The organism is Chamaesiphon sp. GL140_3_metabinner_50, from assembly GCF_025361915.1.
Classification (GTDB): domain Bacteria; phylum Cyanobacteriota; class Cyanobacteriia; order Cyanobacteriales; family Chamaesiphonaceae; genus Chamaesiphon.
The window spans coordinates 1-17,185 of record NZ_JANYJC010000368.1 but is presented as its reverse complement, the minus strand read 5'-3'; the positions used below and the strand labels follow the sequence as shown (position 1 = coordinate 17,185).

At 45.3% G+C, this 17,185-nt stretch carries 15 protein-coding genes and 1 riboswitch; of the genes, 8 read left to right on the top strand and 7 right to left on the bottom strand.

Annotated elements, in window-relative coordinates; all coding sequences use genetic code 11:
* Positions 1 to 357 (bottom strand): NUDIX hydrolase (locus Q0R35_RS18095; protein ID WP_295621767.1); only part of this gene is annotated, 357 nt, incomplete at its 3' end.
* Positions 358 to 545: 188 nt separating this feature from the next.
* On the opposite strand from Q0R35_RS18095, the gene Q0R35_RS18090 reads away from it, so the two are divergent.
* A complete protein-coding gene (locus Q0R35_RS18090) occupies positions 546 to 1,076 on the top strand; it encodes a tetratricopeptide repeat protein (RefSeq protein ID WP_295621763.1) in 531 nt (176 codons plus the stop codon).
* A gap of 91 nt (positions 1,077 to 1,167) precedes the next feature.
* Here Q0R35_RS18090 and glgA read toward each other — a convergent pair whose 3' ends face one another.
* Entirely contained in the window at positions 1,168 to 2,541 is a 1,374-nt protein-coding gene (gene glgA / locus Q0R35_RS18085; RefSeq protein WP_295621759.1) for a glycogen synthase GlgA, read from the bottom strand.
* A 95-nt stretch (positions 2,542 to 2,636) separates the two neighbouring features.
* The gene (locus tag Q0R35_RS18080) at positions 2,637 to 4,010 is read right to left on the bottom strand and encodes a hypothetical protein (RefSeq protein ID WP_295621756.1); all 1,374 of its coding nucleotides are present in this window, start codon (positions 4,008 to 4,010) and stop codon (positions 2,637 to 2,639) included.
* Positions 4,011 to 4,188: 178 nt separating this feature from the next.
* Here Q0R35_RS18080 and Q0R35_RS18075 point away from each other — a divergent pair, with 178 nt between their 5' ends.
* Entirely contained in the window at positions 4,189 to 4,905 is a 717-nt protein-coding gene (locus Q0R35_RS18075) for a heme oxygenase (biliverdin-producing) (RefSeq protein ID WP_295621753.1), read from the top strand.
* Positions 4,906 to 5,011: 106 nt separating this feature from the next.
* On the opposite strand, the gene Q0R35_RS18070 is transcribed toward Q0R35_RS18075, so the two are convergent.
* The 4 genes from Q0R35_RS18070 to Q0R35_RS18055 all read right to left on the bottom strand — a co-directional run bounded on the left by Q0R35_RS18070 (position 5,012) and on the right by Q0R35_RS18055 (position 7,506).
* Positions 5,012 to 5,440: a hypothetical protein gene (locus Q0R35_RS18070; protein ID WP_295621750.1), complete on the bottom strand. Its 429-nt coding sequence runs from the start codon at positions 5,438 to 5,440 to the stop codon at positions 5,012 to 5,014.
* Positions 5,427 to 5,837 carry a DUF1636 domain-containing protein gene (locus tag Q0R35_RS18065; RefSeq protein ID WP_295621747.1) on the bottom strand — a complete coding sequence of 137 codons (411 nt, stop codon included), beginning with the start codon at positions 5,835 to 5,837 and terminating at the stop codon, positions 5,427 to 5,429. The genes Q0R35_RS18070 and Q0R35_RS18065 overlap by 14 nt, the downstream gene beginning before the upstream one ends.
* A 21-nt stretch (positions 5,838 to 5,858) precedes the next feature.
* Positions 5,859 to 6,011, bottom strand: a riboswitch (cobalamin riboswitch).
* A gap of 330 nt (positions 6,012 to 6,341) precedes the next feature.
* Positions 6,342 to 7,073: a 16S rRNA (guanine(527)-N(7))-methyltransferase RsmG gene (gene rsmG / locus Q0R35_RS18060; RefSeq protein WP_366944941.1), complete on the bottom strand. Its 732-nt coding sequence runs from the start codon at positions 7,071 to 7,073 to the stop codon at positions 6,342 to 6,344.
* A 64-nt stretch (positions 7,074 to 7,137) separates the two neighbouring features.
* On the bottom strand, positions 7,138 to 7,506 hold the full coding sequence (locus tag Q0R35_RS18055) for an EamA family transporter (protein ID WP_295621741.1): 369 nt from the start codon (positions 7,504 to 7,506) through the stop codon (positions 7,138 to 7,140).
* A gap of 16 nt (positions 7,507 to 7,522) precedes the next feature.
* Here Q0R35_RS18055 and Q0R35_RS18050 point away from each other — a divergent pair, with 16 nt between their 5' ends.
* The 6 genes from Q0R35_RS18050 (at position 7,523) to Q0R35_RS18025 (ending at position 16,954) form a co-directional block, all read left to right on the top strand.
* Positions 7,523 to 9,253 carry a glycosyltransferase family 39 protein gene (locus Q0R35_RS18050; protein WP_295621738.1) on the top strand — a complete coding sequence of 577 codons (1,731 nt, stop codon included), beginning with the start codon at positions 7,523 to 7,525 and terminating at the stop codon, positions 9,251 to 9,253.
* A gap of 379 nt (positions 9,254 to 9,632) precedes the next feature.
* On the top strand, positions 9,633 to 10,766 hold the full coding sequence (locus tag Q0R35_RS18045) for a hybrid sensor histidine kinase/response regulator (protein ID WP_295621735.1): 1,134 nt from the start codon (positions 9,633 to 9,635) through the stop codon (positions 10,764 to 10,766).
* Positions 10,767 to 11,008: 242 nt separating this feature from the next.
* On the top strand, positions 11,009 to 15,238 hold the full coding sequence (locus Q0R35_RS18040) for a CheR family methyltransferase (RefSeq protein WP_295621732.1): 4,230 nt from the start codon (positions 11,009 to 11,011) through the stop codon (positions 15,236 to 15,238).
* A gap of 202 nt (positions 15,239 to 15,440) precedes the next feature.
* Positions 15,441 to 16,034, top strand: a complete 594-nt coding sequence (locus Q0R35_RS18035; RefSeq protein WP_295621727.1) for a hypothetical protein — start codon at positions 15,441 to 15,443, stop codon at positions 16,032 to 16,034.
* A gap of 314 nt (positions 16,035 to 16,348) precedes the next feature.
* The gene (locus Q0R35_RS18030; RefSeq protein WP_295621724.1) at positions 16,349 to 16,708 is read left to right on the top strand and encodes a DUF5335 family protein; all 360 of its coding nucleotides are present in this window, start codon (positions 16,349 to 16,351) and stop codon (positions 16,706 to 16,708) included.
* A 96-nt stretch (positions 16,709 to 16,804) separates the two neighbouring features.
* On the top strand, positions 16,805 to 16,954 hold the full coding sequence (locus Q0R35_RS18025) for a hypothetical protein (protein WP_295621721.1): 150 nt from the start codon (positions 16,805 to 16,807) through the stop codon (positions 16,952 to 16,954).
* Positions 16,955 to 17,185: the final 231 nt, after the last annotated feature.

The following is a 17,185-nucleotide window of genomic DNA, read 5'->3' as shown; positions in this document are numbered from 1 at the left end:
TAAATCGGTAGTAATTTCCCAGGGTGCATAAATGCCGACGCTTTTGGCATCATCTTGCGCGATCGGCTCTCCGGTAGCAGTAGCAATGTATACGATACTAATTGTATGTTGCCTGGGATCGCGATCGGGTGCTGAATAAACGTGAAATTGTTCGAGTAGCTGCACGTCTAGTCCGATTTCTTCTTTGGCTTCCCTGACTGCGGCTGTTTCTAACGACTCCCCGTAGTCTGCAAATCCACCTGGTAATGCCCAGCCATGCGGCGGATTCAGCCGTTCGATGAGAATAATTGGGCGGTGGGGTCGATCGATTAGTTCGATAATGATGTCTACAGTCGGGGTGGGATTGCGGTAAGCCATGTTAGCGAGACGGAATTATTAATTAATTATTTATTTTTGGTAACTTTTCGATTTAGTTGTGAATTGAGAAGTATTTTAGATTTTTTTGTAAGGTACTCAAATCACAATCATTAAGTTTTGTAAGAGTTATGTTTGTTAATAATCGCTCTGTGATTCAACATTCATTACTCACCCCAAGCCCTAAGATCGTGCCACAATTTCTTTATGCCCCCGTCAAAGATTCTCTAGCTAGCGATATCATCTCCTCTGCCAATCTGAAATATAAGCAGGGAGATTATCTGGAATCGCTCACAGCGTATAATGAAGCGATTCAGATCGAGCCTGATAATGCGATGGCTTTTTGTTGTCGTGGGGTTGCTTATTATCGATTGGGTGATGAAGAGAATGCCAAGATCGATTATAACCGATCGATCGAACTCGATCCGACGTTGGCAGTAGCTTACTACAGGCGCGGGTTTTTGCGCTATGTGGCTAAAGAGTATGTGATGGCAATTGCCGACTATAATAAATCGATCGAACTCAATCCGACTTTTGCGCTCGCTTATTCCAATCGTGGTTATGTCTACCGCGATTTATATGGCGAACAGGAAGCGGCAATCGATTGGCGATTTGCTGCTAAATTATTTAAAGAGCAAGGTAATATTAAAAAGTATCAAAGTACGATGAACGTACTCAATCAAATTATCGATATGGGTAGCTGGGGTTCGGGAATGTTATAGCTCGCTACCTGACGATTCGACTGAAATCTATTTCAATTTTTGTGGTTATATTCCCGATATTCAGATATCGGGAATTTTCGATCGAACTTAACTAAGCAGCAGCAATTGATTTATATAGTGTCTCGTATTCAATTGCCGATTTATCCCAACTGAAATCACTTTCCATCCCGCGTTGTTGGAGAGCTTGCCATTGGGGTTTATAATTAAAGCTTTCCCAAGCGCGTACCATACAGGTATAAAGGTCTAGAGCTTCATAACGATCGAAGCAATATCCGGTACCTTTCTTATTCTGCGGATCGTGGTGAGTTACCGTATCGACCAAACCGCCAGTCCGACGCACGATTGGTACGCAACCATAGCGCATGGCTAACATCTGCGAGATACCACAAGGCTCGAAGCGACTCGGCATCAGAAAAGCATCAGAACCCGCATAGATTCGGCGCGATAATGACTCATTATACAGTAAATAAGTCGCCATCCGACCGGGATACCGCGAAGCTAATTGCCATAATTGTGTCTCGTAGTTGCGATCTCCAGTACCTAAGACGACAAACTGAGCATCGGTATAAGCCAAAAACCGATCGAGCGTTTGCAGCATCAGATCTAAGCCTTTCTGCTCTACCAATCGCGATACCATCCCTACCAAGAAGGTATCGGGATTTATTGCCAAACCAACTTCTTGCTGGAGTGCGGCTTTATTAGCAATCCGATCTTCGATCGTTTTGGCTGTATAAGGTTTGACTAAAGCTTTATCGTTAGCCGGATCGTAAACTTCTGTGTCGATGCCATTGACAATTCCTGACAACCTGCCGCTAATAAAAGATAATAATCCTTCAATTGTCTCGCCATATTCGATTGTTTGAATTTGCGCGGCATAAGTCGGTGATACCGTATTGACTCGATCGGCAAATTGTACCGCCGCCGCCATAGTATTATGCCCTTGCATGTACCACGGACACCAAGTAATTTTATCCAGATACCACCGCCACGGCCCCTGATAGGCTAAATTATGAATGGTAAAGACGGTACTAATATCTGGATCTTGATGCATCCAGACAGGGAGCATTCCGGTATGCCAGTCGTGACAGTGCAGCACATCTGGCTTCCAGTGATTCCAACAAAACTCCGCCGCACCGTTGGCAAAAAACGTAAATCGCCAATCTTCATCTTCACCCCCATAAATCCGCAGCGGATCGAAGACGGGATGCCCGAATAAGTATAATGGCACGTCGGTACCGGGCAATACTGTCTCGTAGACTGCAAAGTGATTAAACATTGCGTATCCCCGCCACACAGGTTCGATGGGGATATCTAATTTCCCAACTATCGAGCCATAATAAGGCATAAAAATTCGGACATCGTGCCCCATTTTCCGCAAGAATTTGGGCAAAGCACCCACCACATCCCCCATCCCACCAACTTTCGCGATGGGTGCAGCCTCCGCCGCCACAAATAAAATTTTCATAGGTATTTTTATATTTTAGGTGCTTAATGCTCGAACCCAATTATATCAGTCAATTGACAGCTACCTACTTTCTATTCCAAACCACGCACCTCGATCTATAAATATTCTAATAATCTCGGTCTGACTCCAAATAAAGTTAGGATGGCAATGCTACCGATCGCAACTGTGGCAATTATTTCAAAGTTTGCCACGCGATCGTTACCGAGTTCGATATTTTTCTCAAATTCTGCTTTATTTAGATCCATCAAGTTAGTATGGATATCTTTATATCGATCGAATGCATAATTAGATTCGCCTGCTTTAGTCCCGATACACAATGCGATCGCTTCGTTAATTTTACCACTAGCAGCTAGTTGCCGAATTTGTTTGTCAATTTTTAGATATTCATTAAATGCTTTGAGAGTATCGATCGCTAATTCACGTTCGCCGGAAAAAGTAACGTTATTTAATTCATCCGCAAACAGTCCAGTTAGTCCAGGAGTCGAGCGTTTTTCGTTGATATTGACAATAATACCCTCGATCGATGTTTTCTCGTTAGGAATTATTAGGATTTTGTTAGTTTTGTCAGTAAAAGAGCGTTCGTGTAGAGCTGCATTAGATCGATCGAGTAAATAGCGACTTTCATCGGCATTAGCTCTGTAGGATAAAGAACGCATTTTTCGTAACGCATTTAAAGAATCAAAAGCATCTACTTTAGCTATTTTTAAATTATTTGTCGCTCCCACAAAGGCACTGCTAGTATAGCCTAAAAAGATAACGGCGATCGCCGTTGCACCCAGTAGCGGTAGATTTAAAATTCGACGCATTCGCTGATATAAAAAGAGCTGAATACCAATTAGAGCAGCAATTTGAGCCAATCCAAATAGGGCAATTAGTAAGCCGAGACCACCATTAGTCGCACTTTGCTCGGCATAAGTTTTTTCTAATGCTTGCGAATTCACTTGGCTGAGTTTTTCTGCTTGAGGAATAATATCTCGATCCATTAAATTAGCCGCACTCTGATAAATACTCAAGGTACTAACTGCATCGCCACGTTTGTGAGCATCGCGCGCTTCTTGGAGCTTTAAGAAATAGGCACTACTATTAAATTGCAATGTCTGAATTATTTGTTCTTCTTCTGGATAAGTAATATTTTTAGCCGCAGCCACCAATCGATCGGCAATTTTCTGGCGATTCTTTTCAAAATCTGCTAAAGCTTGTCGATTCTCACCTGGTTTTGATAATAGTTCGTTTGCCAAACTAGCATCCAGATCGGCAAAGGAATCTTGGAGTTGTTGTGCTGTTAATACGCTAGGTGCGGCATCTTTACCGACAGTCTTAATTGCTTGTCGCTGAGAATTTACACCGTGGATACTAATTATTAATAATAGTAAACTCACGCCCCAAGTCGTATACCAACTACCTCGCAAAATTTGAGGCGTATTATATCGCTGGATTGATTTTTGAATTGGCTTAGGAATCGCAGTCATTTATGTATGCTCCACATTATTCAGATCGCTTGCGTTTGGGCGCAACAGTTTCACCCAACTCATCATTAGGATCGAGTTAGGTAATTATGTAGTGCAAGTCACAAATCTTAATAGAAATTCTCATCAAATTATCATAAGCTATCAAATTAGTGGGTATGTATATTCGGAAATTTTTAATATGAGTTCTAATCTAGCTACTAAATTACGTGAGGGCACTAAAAAATCTCACAACATGGCGGAAAACACTGGCTTCATCGCCTGCTTCCTCAAAGGCACCGTCGAGAAAAAATCTTACCGCAAACTAGTCACCAACCTCTACTTCGTCTACTCAGCGATGGAAGAGGAAATGCACGAGCACGCCAACGATCCCATTTTATCAAAAGTCTTTTTTCCCGAACTCGATCGTAAAGCCGCTCTAGAACAAGACTTAGCGTTTTACTACGGTGCTAACTGGAAAGAGCAAGTAGCCCCATCTGAAGCTACTAAAAAGTACATCGCTCGGATTCATGAAGTTGCCGATCGCGACACTGCTCTGATGGTAGCACACCTTTACACCCGCTACTTAGGCGACCTTTCTGGCGGTCAAATTCTCAAGAAAATTGCCCAGAATGCGATGAACCTTACCGATGGCGAAGGAACTGCATTTTATGAGTTCGCCCAAATCCCCGACGAGAAAGCTTTTAAGACTAACTACCGTCAGGCGATGAACGATTTACCCATCGACGAAGCTAAAGCTGACGAGGTTGTCGATGAAGCTAACGCTGCATTTGAAATGAACATGGTGATGTTCAAAGAATTAGAAGGTAATCTCATTAAAGCGATCGGCGTGCAATTATTCAACATGCTCACCCGCAAACGCAATCGGAATACTACTGAGTTAGCTACGGCGGAATAGATGGGAGATGGGAGATCGGAGATGGGAGATCGGAGTAAGAAAAGAGAGGATAGTTCGTGTTTATTTTTCCCTTTCCCCTTTCCCCTTTCCCCCTAAAATCCAAAGCCTAATCCCTAACACCTAATTCAAACTCACTCAATCGCCGACAGATTTGCTCGTAGCAGTCTGGCGGCGAAGTTTTTAGACGTTGACACCAGCCGATATCTAGATTTATGCCAGACTCGACTGCTAAAATTAGCTCGGTTTGTGGTTGATAAGCAGCCACAGCAGCTAAGATCGGATCGATCGACTGACTATTTACCAACCATTCTTGCAAGTAGAGCGATAATTGCGACTGGGGAATATAGCGAAAATTAAGACTCGGTGCTGGTAGATCTTCCCAATGATGGTCAGAATCGTCTAGAAGATCTACCGAACTGCTGATGACTACAACCCCTCGATCGCAATTTAGATAGCCTTGCCAAGCCCGATAGCCAATCCAGAGGAAGTTTTGGGTGAGGAGATCGGGGCGGCGCGCACGATTATACTGCCGCATGGGTAGGAGTGGGGATGAGTGGGGGAATTTTAGCGAGAATACCTTGTTTGAGCGGTGCTGGGCGTTCTGCCCAAGGTAGCACTCCTGTAGGATGCTGATAGTATTTTTCCGCACATTCTAAAATATTGCCCAGCTCGATATTTGGATCTTCGCTAGTAATATCGCCAAATAAATAAGTGTGTTTCCCGGCTGCTGCAAAAGAAATCGCACAGGAACGATTGCAAGCACTCATACAGCCAACAGCTTGGATCGGAAATTCTGCCGCTAAATCCCAATCTTGGTGCAAGGCTTCTAGCTGCTCTAGCAGTTGCTCGCCTGCACTCGTACCGACACGCTGGCCATCTTGCCACTTACTGCCGCAAGTGGTACAAACAAATAAACAATGTTGTGGGTTCACCTAATACCTCGTAGGTTAATTGAACTAGATTTTGATGCTGGCGGGCATTCTGACTCAATCGAGGCTATAGTTAGTCTCAATTTACAGTTGCGGGACAGTGCTGGATTTTCACCAATCTTTCCCCATTACTTTGAGTGGCTGTTCCCCACTCAAACCAGATCGAAGCTTCATTATAACTGTTGACAGCTCACTAACAAAAAAGTTCGTTTACTACCAAATTTCCCTGTAGAACCCATTTGAGATCTTTTATGAGGAATTGACTGACAGATATTGGTGGGGGAGGACGGGTTTGTTCGGATTTGGTAGTACTAGGCGCAAATTTATGGATCTGTAGGGGCGGGTTTGCGGCGCGCGCTCCTCGGCTTTGCCGAGGGTTTAGCGCGACAAGACAATGCTAGCAAATATCGATCTTACCGTTCGATCTCGGACGAACCCGCCCTCCCCACTAAAAATCTTAAATGGGTTCTATATTGTCGTATTCCCTATTCCCTATTCTCTATCCCCTTAAAGTGGCTTCAGATTAGGAATCCCGACGGCGCGAGGATAGTAAGGGTGGGTATCGGCGGCTTTATGCAGCCAAATACAGTGACGGATACTATTGCTAATCGGTGTCGTAAATCGATCGATCTTGGCAATTTCACCACCTAATTTAGCTACTGCTAATTCTAGACTTTCGGTTTCGGCTTCCGTCCAATTGCCACGATAAAGAATTGCAGTACCGCCTAATTTAACTAAAGGTAGTGCATATTCAGCACAAACATTTGCCGATGCTACTGCTCTAATTAATGCGAGATCGGATTGATGACGATGTTGTCGATCTTGACCCAATTCTTCGATTCTGCTGACTAAAGAACGCACATTTATCAATCCTATTTCTGAGGCAATCGATTCGACAAATCCAATCTTTTTAGCAGTAGAATCGACTAATGTGAGTTGCCAATCGGTTCTGGCGATCGCGAGTGGTAAGCCAGGAAAACCAGCACCCGTACCGATATCTATTACTTGCAATGGTGCGGTATTCTGAATTAAATCGCCAATGCCTCGTAAGGAATCCCATAAATGCTTTTCCCAAAATTCTTCGGGTTCGGTAATTCTGGTGAGGTTTAATGTTTTGTTGGCGGTAATTACTGCTATGTACAAAGATTGTAACTGCGACTGCTGCGTTGGGGTTGGGCACCAATCGGTTGTTGTTTGCCAGATCTCATTTAGCGTGGGTAAGCTAGCAAGATCGGGAATTCCAGAAGCGTTCATATATAATTAGTTGAATATTAGAATGAGGATATTTAAAATGAGTAGTAGTTTATTTATTAGATACCACCAAAATCACCCCAAAAGAAATAGCTGCTAAACCAATAATTTGCGGTAATACGATCGATTCGCGAAACCAAAAATGACCTAATAACACCGAAAAAATATAACTTATCGAAATTGCTGGCGCGGCAACACTCAGATTGACGCGGGTGAGTAGTAAAATATAGACGATCGCGCCTAGCGCATAGCAAGTTAAACCGATTAATAATTCGGGGGTAGTAAGGATACTGAGAATGTGGTTTAAGGCATTATCCATATCTACTTTACCAAGTTTCTCGGCTCCCATTTTGAGAAAAAATTGACCGAATACGCCAGCTAAAACAGAGATTAGTAGTAAACTTAATTCTGGTAGAGTCACAATTTAATTTTTGAGTGTGAACATACACGATTATGGATTGATGTGGAAGCGATTTCCGCGATCGAGCTTGTTGCTAGTTACGTTACCATTATTATTTATTAATGGTGGCGATCCGAGTTTGGTGCCCTATGATGAAGGTTACTATGCGGTGCAAGCGCGGTGGATTTGGGAAACTGGCGATTGGCTGACACCACAATGGTGGGGTACGCCAATTTACGATCGCACGATTGGGATTCAGTGGCTTATTGCGCTAGCTTACCAATGTTTTGGCATGAATGAGTTTAGCGCGCGGCTACCGAGTGCGATCGCGTGTATGGTGAGTGTATTGTTGACATATGAAGTCGGTAAAATTCTATTCGAGCGGCAGATTGCGTGGTTGGGTGCGGTAATCTTGATGTTAATGGGGTTGTGGGTGAGTGAAGCTCATACAGCGCAGCAAAATACAGCATTGGTAGCAATTGAGTTACTTGGCATGTGGGCATTACTAAATATTGCAGATTCCCAGCCATATATTTTAACATCTTCGCGGCAGTCGATCTCCATGAGTCGGGTGTGGGGGGTTTTAGCTGGCGCGACGGTAGGCTGGGGCTTTTTGCTCAAGGGTTTTATGATCTTCGTGCCGATTGTCGCACTTTTACCTTATTTTATTTCTCACCGACGGTATCAAAAATTGATAACTAATCCTTGGATTTATCTCGGATTATTTATCGGTGCGATGCCCACGGTAATCTGGTTAATTTTGAGCTGCTATAAATACAATGGCTTAATGCCAGTTTATGAATTAGTCAATAAATTACTATTTTTATCTAAAACCGATACTTATAACCCCGGCCCTTTTTATTATCTCTGGATTTTACCACTAAATATTTTTCCGTGGGCATTGTTTAGTACGATCGGGGCGATAATTATCTGGCGGAGAATGCTACCAAATCTCAATTATACGGCTGTAAGTTTATCGTTAGGTTATCCGATTTGCTTATTTATTTTACTCAGCCTATTTAAGACGCGGATGGCATACTATACCATGCAATTATTACCATTTATGGCATTGCTGGCGGCAACTGCCTTCGTAAAATTTATGCAAGTCAGTCGCCAGACGATCGGCTGGTATCGCTTTGTAACTGCGATCGGTTATGCTTTTAGTGGATTAGGATTTATCCTGACGATCTCAGGCATCATCGTACTGGTCGATCGACCGTTATGGGGAATTATTATTCCTGCGGAGGTGCGAATTTACGCGCTACCAGCCATCGTGCTGGGTTGCGGCTGGATGACAATCTTTAGCCTCTGGCAACGCTGGCAACCCCCAGCTACTCCCTTCTGGTTGGCTAGTTGGTTGATTCCTGCCTGGTTAACCATGATGAGCTTTAACTTCCAAGGCGCATTGACGAGTAAAAGTCCAGAGTTCAAGACTGCATTTTACCAGTTGATGAGCGATCGCGCCTTAATACAGCCGTCGGTAAATATTGCCAACCAACCGATAAATTTACTCGTCGATACCGTGCAAACCGATGGCTTCGAGCGGACAAATAATTCCGAGCGGACTCTGAATAACGACGAACATAAATCATTAATTTTATTGACGTTTTATACGCCCCGGTTGGGAAAACAGCTAAATAGCTTTACCGATTTACCAGCTAAGTCTTACGCATGGACATTAAAGATCGCGCCACAACTAGCCAGCAAAACGCGAATCGTCGGTAAAGTCAGCGGTTGGCAACTAATTCAGAAACTGGGAGATAAGTGATTTGCCATCTCACAATAGCACCTAGTGCTTAGTCTTCAACCGCCCTGAAATGTGTCTTGTCTCGCTAAACCGTCGGGAAACCCGACGAGCGCGAGCCGCAATTTCGGGCTAATAGCGAAAGTTCACTGAAGTGAACTAAGAGATTTTTCTTCTGGTGTATGAAAGCACCCTGCCCTGCCTTATAAAGGGGGGGGCTTTTCCGGATCCCTCCCCTTTATAAGGGGAGGGCTGGGGTGGGGTAGATGTCTACGATCGTTACTAATATACTTGTGTAGGTTGCGTTCAGATGAAGAAAATGCGCTTAATTGTGGTAACGATCGCTTAGTCCCATATAATCAAACTACTCGATATTTACAGTGTGCTACTAAATGTAACTCCTATGAACCTTCCCACGTTCACTCTACTCATCGTTGAAGACGTTATGGAAAGTCGAGAGCTGTATCGAAATTGCTTGCTAACCGATGGAAGCTGTGAATACAATCTACTAGAAGCGGCATCGGTAGCCGAGGGACTGGAATTTTGCCAGACAAGATCGATCGATGCTATTTTGCTCGATTATTTACTCCCCGATGGCGATGGGCTGAAATTTCTGGAGGCACTAGCGGCGCAAAATAACCGCATTAATCCACCCGTGGTGATGATGACGGCATACGGGGACGAAACGATTGCGGTGCAGGCGATGAAACTCGGTGCCCAAGATTATCTGCCAAAGCACAAGTTTTCGCCACAGCTATTGGTTTCAACCATCCGGGGCGCGATTGAAAATGCCCGCTTGCGGCGGCAATTGCAGCAGAGCCAAGCGCAATTACAAGCCGAGCGCGAACGCGCCCAAGCCACTCTGGAACACCGCAATCAAGAGCTGCACAGCTTTGTGCATACCGTCTCTCACGATCTTAAAGCACCCCTGCGGGCAATTGCCAATCTTTCTAAGTGGATCGAAGAAGATTTAGAAGGTACGCTTCCAGCCGCCGCTCAACAGCAAATGAGACTGTTACGGAGCCGAGTAGATCGGGTGCAAGCCACGATCGATGGACTGCTCCACTATGCTCTGAGCGGACAAACGGACGGATCGAGCGAGTCTGTGGATGTGGCGCAATTGCTGGCGGATGTCATCGATTCGCTCTCACCACCACCGACATTTCGCATTGAGATTGCGCCCATGCCGATCGTGACTAGCAACCGGATTCGATTGTTCCAGGTGTTTGCCAATCTGATTGGTAATGCGATCGAACATCATCACAGATCTGATGGCTCGATTCAGGTTGCGGTACGAGAGCTAGAGGATGCGTACGAATTTAGCGTCGCCGATGATGGTGTGGGGATTGCCCCAGAGCAGCACGAGCGGATTTTTGGCATGTTCCAGGCGGTAAACCCGCAAAATCGACCGGATAGTACGGGGATTGGCTTGGCAATTGTCAAAAAAATTGTTGAATCTCAGGGCGGTACTGTTTGGTTAGAGTCGCAGATTGGGGAGGGTACGACGTTTTACTTTACTTGGGTAAAACATATTTGATAAGCGAGAACCCTGGAGATCCCCCCTAACCCCCCTTCAAAAGCGGCTCGCTATGGGCGGGGTTCCCCCGCACATAAAAGCGAGACAAGACAGGGGGGATCGGATCCGGAAGTCCCCCTTTCGCTGCTAAATTTGCCTAGATTTCACCAAAATCTACCTAAAGGCAGTGGCTCCGATCCCCCACGATCGGTTAGATTAAAATATTAATTCCTCACATCACTATCTCCACATAGCTCGATCTGATGACATCCGAACCCATGCCAGAATCAAATGAGATCGTTCGCTTAGTACCAGCTCCAGCTCAATTTCCGATCGTCGGGATTGCAGGTTCGGCAGGCGGTTTAGAAGCTTTTACCGAACTTCTGAGCCACATCCCGATCGATACGGGGATGGCATTCGTGCTGATTTTACACTTGTCACCCGACAGGGAGAGTTTCTTGGCGGAGATTTTGACTAGAGCCACAGAAATGCAGGTGACTCAGGTGCGGGAAGGGATGGTGGTAGAGCCAAATCGGGTGTATGTCATTCCGCCGAATACGCAAATGAAGCTAGTTAGAGGCAAGTTTCATTTGTCACCTCGCGAGAAGGTTTTTGGTAGATATATGCCTGGAGATGCCTTCCTGACCTCGCTAGCGACAGATCGGGGCAATCGCGGGATTGCGGTAGTATTATCGGGAGGTGATGGTGATGGTACGTTAGGTTTGACGGCAATTAAGGTTGCAGGTGGCGTGACATTCGCTCAGTGTGAGGACACGGCTAGATTCGATAGTATGCCGACTTCGGCAATTGCGACTGGGAATGTGGATTTTGTGCTGTCGCCGGAGCAAATTGCTGTAGAGTTGGTGGATATCGGTCGCAATCCGCTGTCGATGCTTCCGCAACTACTAATCACAGCGGACGAGCGAGAAATGGGCGCATCGCAAACTGCTTTAATGACAATTTTTGCCTTACTCAGAGCGAATACGGGTGTCGATTTTAGTTATTATAAGCCCAAGACGCTAGACCGCCGCATTCAGCGGCGGATGTTGTTGTGCAAGCTCCAACGGTTGGAGGATTATGTTGTGTATCTAGAAGCACATCCGACTGAAGTTAAGGTATTATATGAGGAAATCCTAATTCATGTGACTAGTTTTTTCCGCGATCCGCTAGCGTTTGAGCTGCTCAAGACCAGAGTTTTTCCAGATATCACCGCAAATAAGTCGATCGAGTTGCCAGTGCGGATTTGGGTAGCGGGTTGTTCGACGGGAGAGGAGGTCTATTCGATCGCGATTTGTCTGTTAGAGTTCTTGTCAGAGCGCAATCTCCAGGTCTCAGTTCAGATTTTTGCCACAGATATTAGCGAACCCGCCATCGACACCGCCAGGGCGGGAATTTATGCCGAAGATCGACTGATGGATGTTTCGCCAGAACGCCGTCGTCGGTTCTTTTATCCAGTTGAGAGTGGGTATCATATTAGTAAGACGGTGCGGGAACTGTGTGTATTTGCCCGTCAAGATTTGAATAGCGATCCGCCGTTTTCTAATGTCGATCTGATTAGCTGTCGAAATGTGATGATTTATCTCGGCGATATGTTGCAACAGCGGATTATCCCGATCTTTCATTACAGTCTCAATGATACTGGCTTTCTCCTGCTCGGCACATCCGAAAGTATGGGAAGATATATAGATCTGTTTAACATTGTTGATAAAAAGCACCGAGTTTTTGCCAAGAATCCGATGGCAAATCGGCAACCATTATTATTTACCCCCAATAATTTTTCATCAGTGAGAATGAGCCGCCAAGATCGCGGCATTAACGAGCAAAGTTTTAGCGATCGCCAGGTGCTCCCAACGGTGGCATCAAACTTCAATCTTCAGGGCAAAATCGATCGCTTAATCGTCGATCGCTATACGCCGATCGGGGTAGTAATCGATGATAAAATGCAGGTCTTACAATTGCGGGGCGAGGTCGATCGCTATCTCAAATTAGTGTCGGGAATTGCCAATCTCAATTTATTTAATCTCGTGCGGTCTGGTTTTGCGACCGAACTGCGAACGGCGATCGCTCAAGCGCAACAGCAAAATATCCCCATTACTAAAATCGGACTGCGAGTTAATGATAAAGACAGGTTGAGTAGCTTCAATCTTCAGGTCATCCCCTTTAAACTACCGCCGATAGAAGAAAGCCACTTTTTGGTGTTATTTGAAGATGTTCCCCCGATCGATCTTGGGAATAATGAGTCGTCGAGCGGAATACTGCCCCAAGGTGATGTCGAGCGCGATAATATTCGACTCAGACAAGAACTCACCACTGCTCTAGACGAACATCGAGCGACTCAAGAATATTTACGCGCGCTCGTCCAAGATCGGGAATATAGCAATCAAGATCTCAAAGTTGCTAATGAAGAAATCCTATCGAGCAACGAAGAACTTCAAAGTACGAATGAAGAACTAGAAACCGCCAAAGAAGAGATCCAGGCAACTAATGAAGAACTCCATACCACCAACGATGAACTCCGGTGTCGCAATACAGAATTAGATCTAGTAAATAACGATCTCACCAATTTGCTCTCAAATATTAACATCCCCATTCTGATGTTAACTAGCGACATGCAAATCCGCCGCTTTACACCGATGGCGCAACGGTTATTTAATTTTATATCGACCGATACCGGACGACCGTTGAGCGACATCACCACCAAACTAAATCTGCAAGATCTAGAGCCATTAATTGTGGAGGTACTCGAAACTCTCAACGGCAAAGAAATCGAAGTCCAAACGATCGAGGGAACTTGGTATAGCCTCCGCATCCGCCCCTATCGCACCACCGAAAATCGGATCGATGGCGTGGTCATCGTCCTGCTCGATATCGATGCCCTCAAGCGCAGTGCTGCCAACATCGCCGCCGCTCGCAACTATGCCGAAGAGATCGTCGAAACCATGCAGGTACCACTGCTGGTCATCGAATCAGATCTGCGGGTGAATACCGCCAATCGAGCGTTCTGCGACACCTTTGAGGTGTCTCAACTCGATACCGCCAACTCGACGATTTTGGAGCTGGGAAATGGCCAGTGGGACATTCCCGGTTTACGATCGATTTTAGAGGAAATGTTTACCACCGATCGCCTCCTCCAAAACTTTGAGGTCACGCATACCTTCGAGCGGATCGGTCAGAAAACGATGTTACTCAACGCGGTGAAGATTATTACCGCTGAGGATACCAACCGGATCTTACTCTCGATCGAAGATATTACCGAGCGTCAGCAGTTTGAAACCGAGCGATCGCAACTGCTCGAACAGGAACGACTCGCCCGTCATTCCGCCGAGAGTGCCAACCAGATGAAAGATGAGTTTTTCTCCAACCTCTCCCACGAATTGCGGAACCCACTCACCGCCATCATCGGCTGGGCGCAACTCCTCCGCACTCAGCAGCTAGAGCAGACCAAATTCGATCGCGGTTTGGAAGTCATCTTTCGCAGTGCCCAGGCGCAATCGCAACTAATTGAGGACATGCTCGATCTCTCCCGCATTACCAACGGTAAATTGCAGCTCACCCCGCAACAGCTCGATTTAGCCGCCGTCATAAATGAGGCCATTGAGTCCGTCCAAGTTACTGCTGATGCCAAATCGATTCAGATAGTCGCCGATCTTACCCAGCTCCCGCTCGTAGGCGATATTGACAGGTTGGGGCAAGTGTTTTGGAATCTGCTGACTAATGCCATTAAATTTACACCCACTGGCGGACGAGTCGAGATTACCGCGATCTCATCCCCGACCGATCTTCAGATTTTTGTCAGCGATACCGGACAAGGCATCGATGCAGAGTCGTTACCCCACATCTTCGAGCGGTTTCGCCAAGGTGATGCTAGCACCACCAAAAAGACGCAGGGGCTAGGATTGGGTCTAGCGATCGTCCGGCACATCATCAAACTTCACGGCGGTACCGTGCGGGCACAGAGCGCAGGCGTAGGACAGGGAACCACCATTATCGTCCAATTACCGCTAGATGCCGCTGCGATTTCCATTCTGGAAGGCTCTGCCAACGATCTATTTCCAGTAGTACCACGTCAATTACCACCGTCAGAAGAGGCGATCGATCTGACTGGCTTACGCCTGCTCGTAGTGGACGATGAGGTGGATATTCTCGATCTGATCCAATTCATCCTCGAAACCGCAGGCGCAAGCGTGACGAGAGCCACTTCAACACCCGCAGCGATTTCGATCCTCACCGAAGCTGGCGGCGAATATGACGCACTCCTAGCAGATATTGGGATGCCAGATGAAGATGGAATTGACTTGCTCCGACAGGTGAGAGCGTTGCCTGTCGAATCAGGCGGACAGATTCCCGCCGCCGCAATTACCGCCTACGTCACCGAGCGCGAACGTCAACTCATACTCGCTGCTGGCTTTGGAATACACATGCCCAAACCGCTCGATCCCGATAAACTCATCCAGATGGTGGGCATTTTGACTGGTCGATTATCCGCAGGATAGAGTGTGCCAACGTCGATCGATAATTAAGCATTCGCGTTGCTGAATTAATGTATGAAACCCTAGGTAGGGGTAATTCATGAATTACCCCTACCTAGGGTTTGGGCGATCGAAAAGATCGGTCACTATTGAGCTACTTAGCAATCTATAATCAAGTAAGCTAACAGCGAGTTACTAGTAAGTCAAGATAATTTGAGGTTAGAAAATGGCATACAATAATTTCACATTAGAATTAGTTAAGAGTCGATTTAGTCTGACAATTATAAACAAACGATTTTGTGACTCCTTACCGATAGTTGAGCCACAACCAGAATTTACAATTGTCTTTAGTGACCTGTTTGAATTGGCTGAAGGCGCGAGAACTGAAAAGGCTAAATCAGAGTTGTTAGTTACTCCCATCCTGGCTCAAGCAACAAAATTGTCTGGGGGAAAGGTAAAACTATTTTCTGGAGAAGAGTTCAATGTAGACCAGGAGCGAGGTTTGAATGGGTTTTGTGATTTTTTGTTTAGCAGATCTGCTAATCCTTATACTATCGATGCTCCGGTATTAATGTTAGTGGAAGCTAAACGAGGTGAGATTGAATTTGGGTTAGGTCAATGTGTCGCTGAAATGATAGCGGCACAGCTTTACAATCAAGATCGAGGACAAATTATTCCGGTTATTTATGGCTGTGTAACCAGTGGTAGATTGTGGCAGTTTCTCAAACTCGAAGGTGATAATGTGACGATCGATCCAGATAATTACCCACTAATGCCAATTCAGAAAGTTCTTGGTATTCTCAAATCGATATTAAGTTAGTCTAGAGGATCGGTGCGTTACCCTTACGGGATAACACACCCTACTTTAACTCGATCGGGAATCACCTCAGCGTTTTTTGCCTACCCCTTTTGATTGAAATAGTGCTGAAAAATTAGAAGCGAAATCTGTCAATATATAGACAGACAAATTAAATAATTTTGATTAAGATTAGCACTTATAAATTATAGAATTATAAATTAAACATTAAGATAAATATCTAAAATAACGATCGAATAGAAATCCTTTCCTCACGAAATCCTCACAACATTAGTTTAAGCTCTAATCATCAAAAGCAATTTTTTGCGAGGATTTTTATGCAAAATAGAATCGAAGTAACTAAGTCTGTGCCCCAAGAACGCTGGGGTGAATTTTTCGACCAGTTTTCTGACGGTAATCGCGGACGACAGATATCGATCGAAATTATCAGTTCCGAACTCGGTGACGAAAAGTTGATTGAGAATGCGCCGTTAATGGCGATGGTTTACGACCGACCGGGCAAGGGTAACGATTTGGTAATTGAAACAGGTCGCGATGAAGTCACTTACGCTCACACTGTCGATGCACCAACCGAAGTCTTCACCGGACAAAGCGAAAGCGGACGAATGTTAGCAGTGTGGATTAATGATGCTACTGGGATAAAAACATTAGTTAAGCTACAACCAGTCGAACCATAGCACTAGATTATTGAATATGCGATCGATCGCGGCTATCAAGTAATTGACTTTACGATCGCGCCATTATAATTCGGTTATTATAGTTCTGAATCAAAGGTGAGAGAGACGATTAGTTCGCTCAAAAGCGATCGTAAAGCTTTTTATTCGTCGAACATCTATCTACTGGCTGGCGTATTATTTGAACAGCAAAGTCGAGGCTCCCAAGATCTATCAGCAGAACTCCGACAGGTTATGACTGCTTTTTAGCTGGTAATGTAGAGCGGGGGCAATACTTCTCGGTTAGGTAAATAACCTAAGTTGCGACCTCAGAACGCCGACGATTTTAATCGTCAGCAGTTCTTAACCCAGAAGTAATTGACTTTACGATCGCGATCCGATCGCAGTCAAACCCATGAGATACTGAACTCAGTCGCCTCAATCTGAGTCATCTCATGAAAACTCTGCCATCCTCAGAAGCTCTCCGCCGCTTACCCCTTG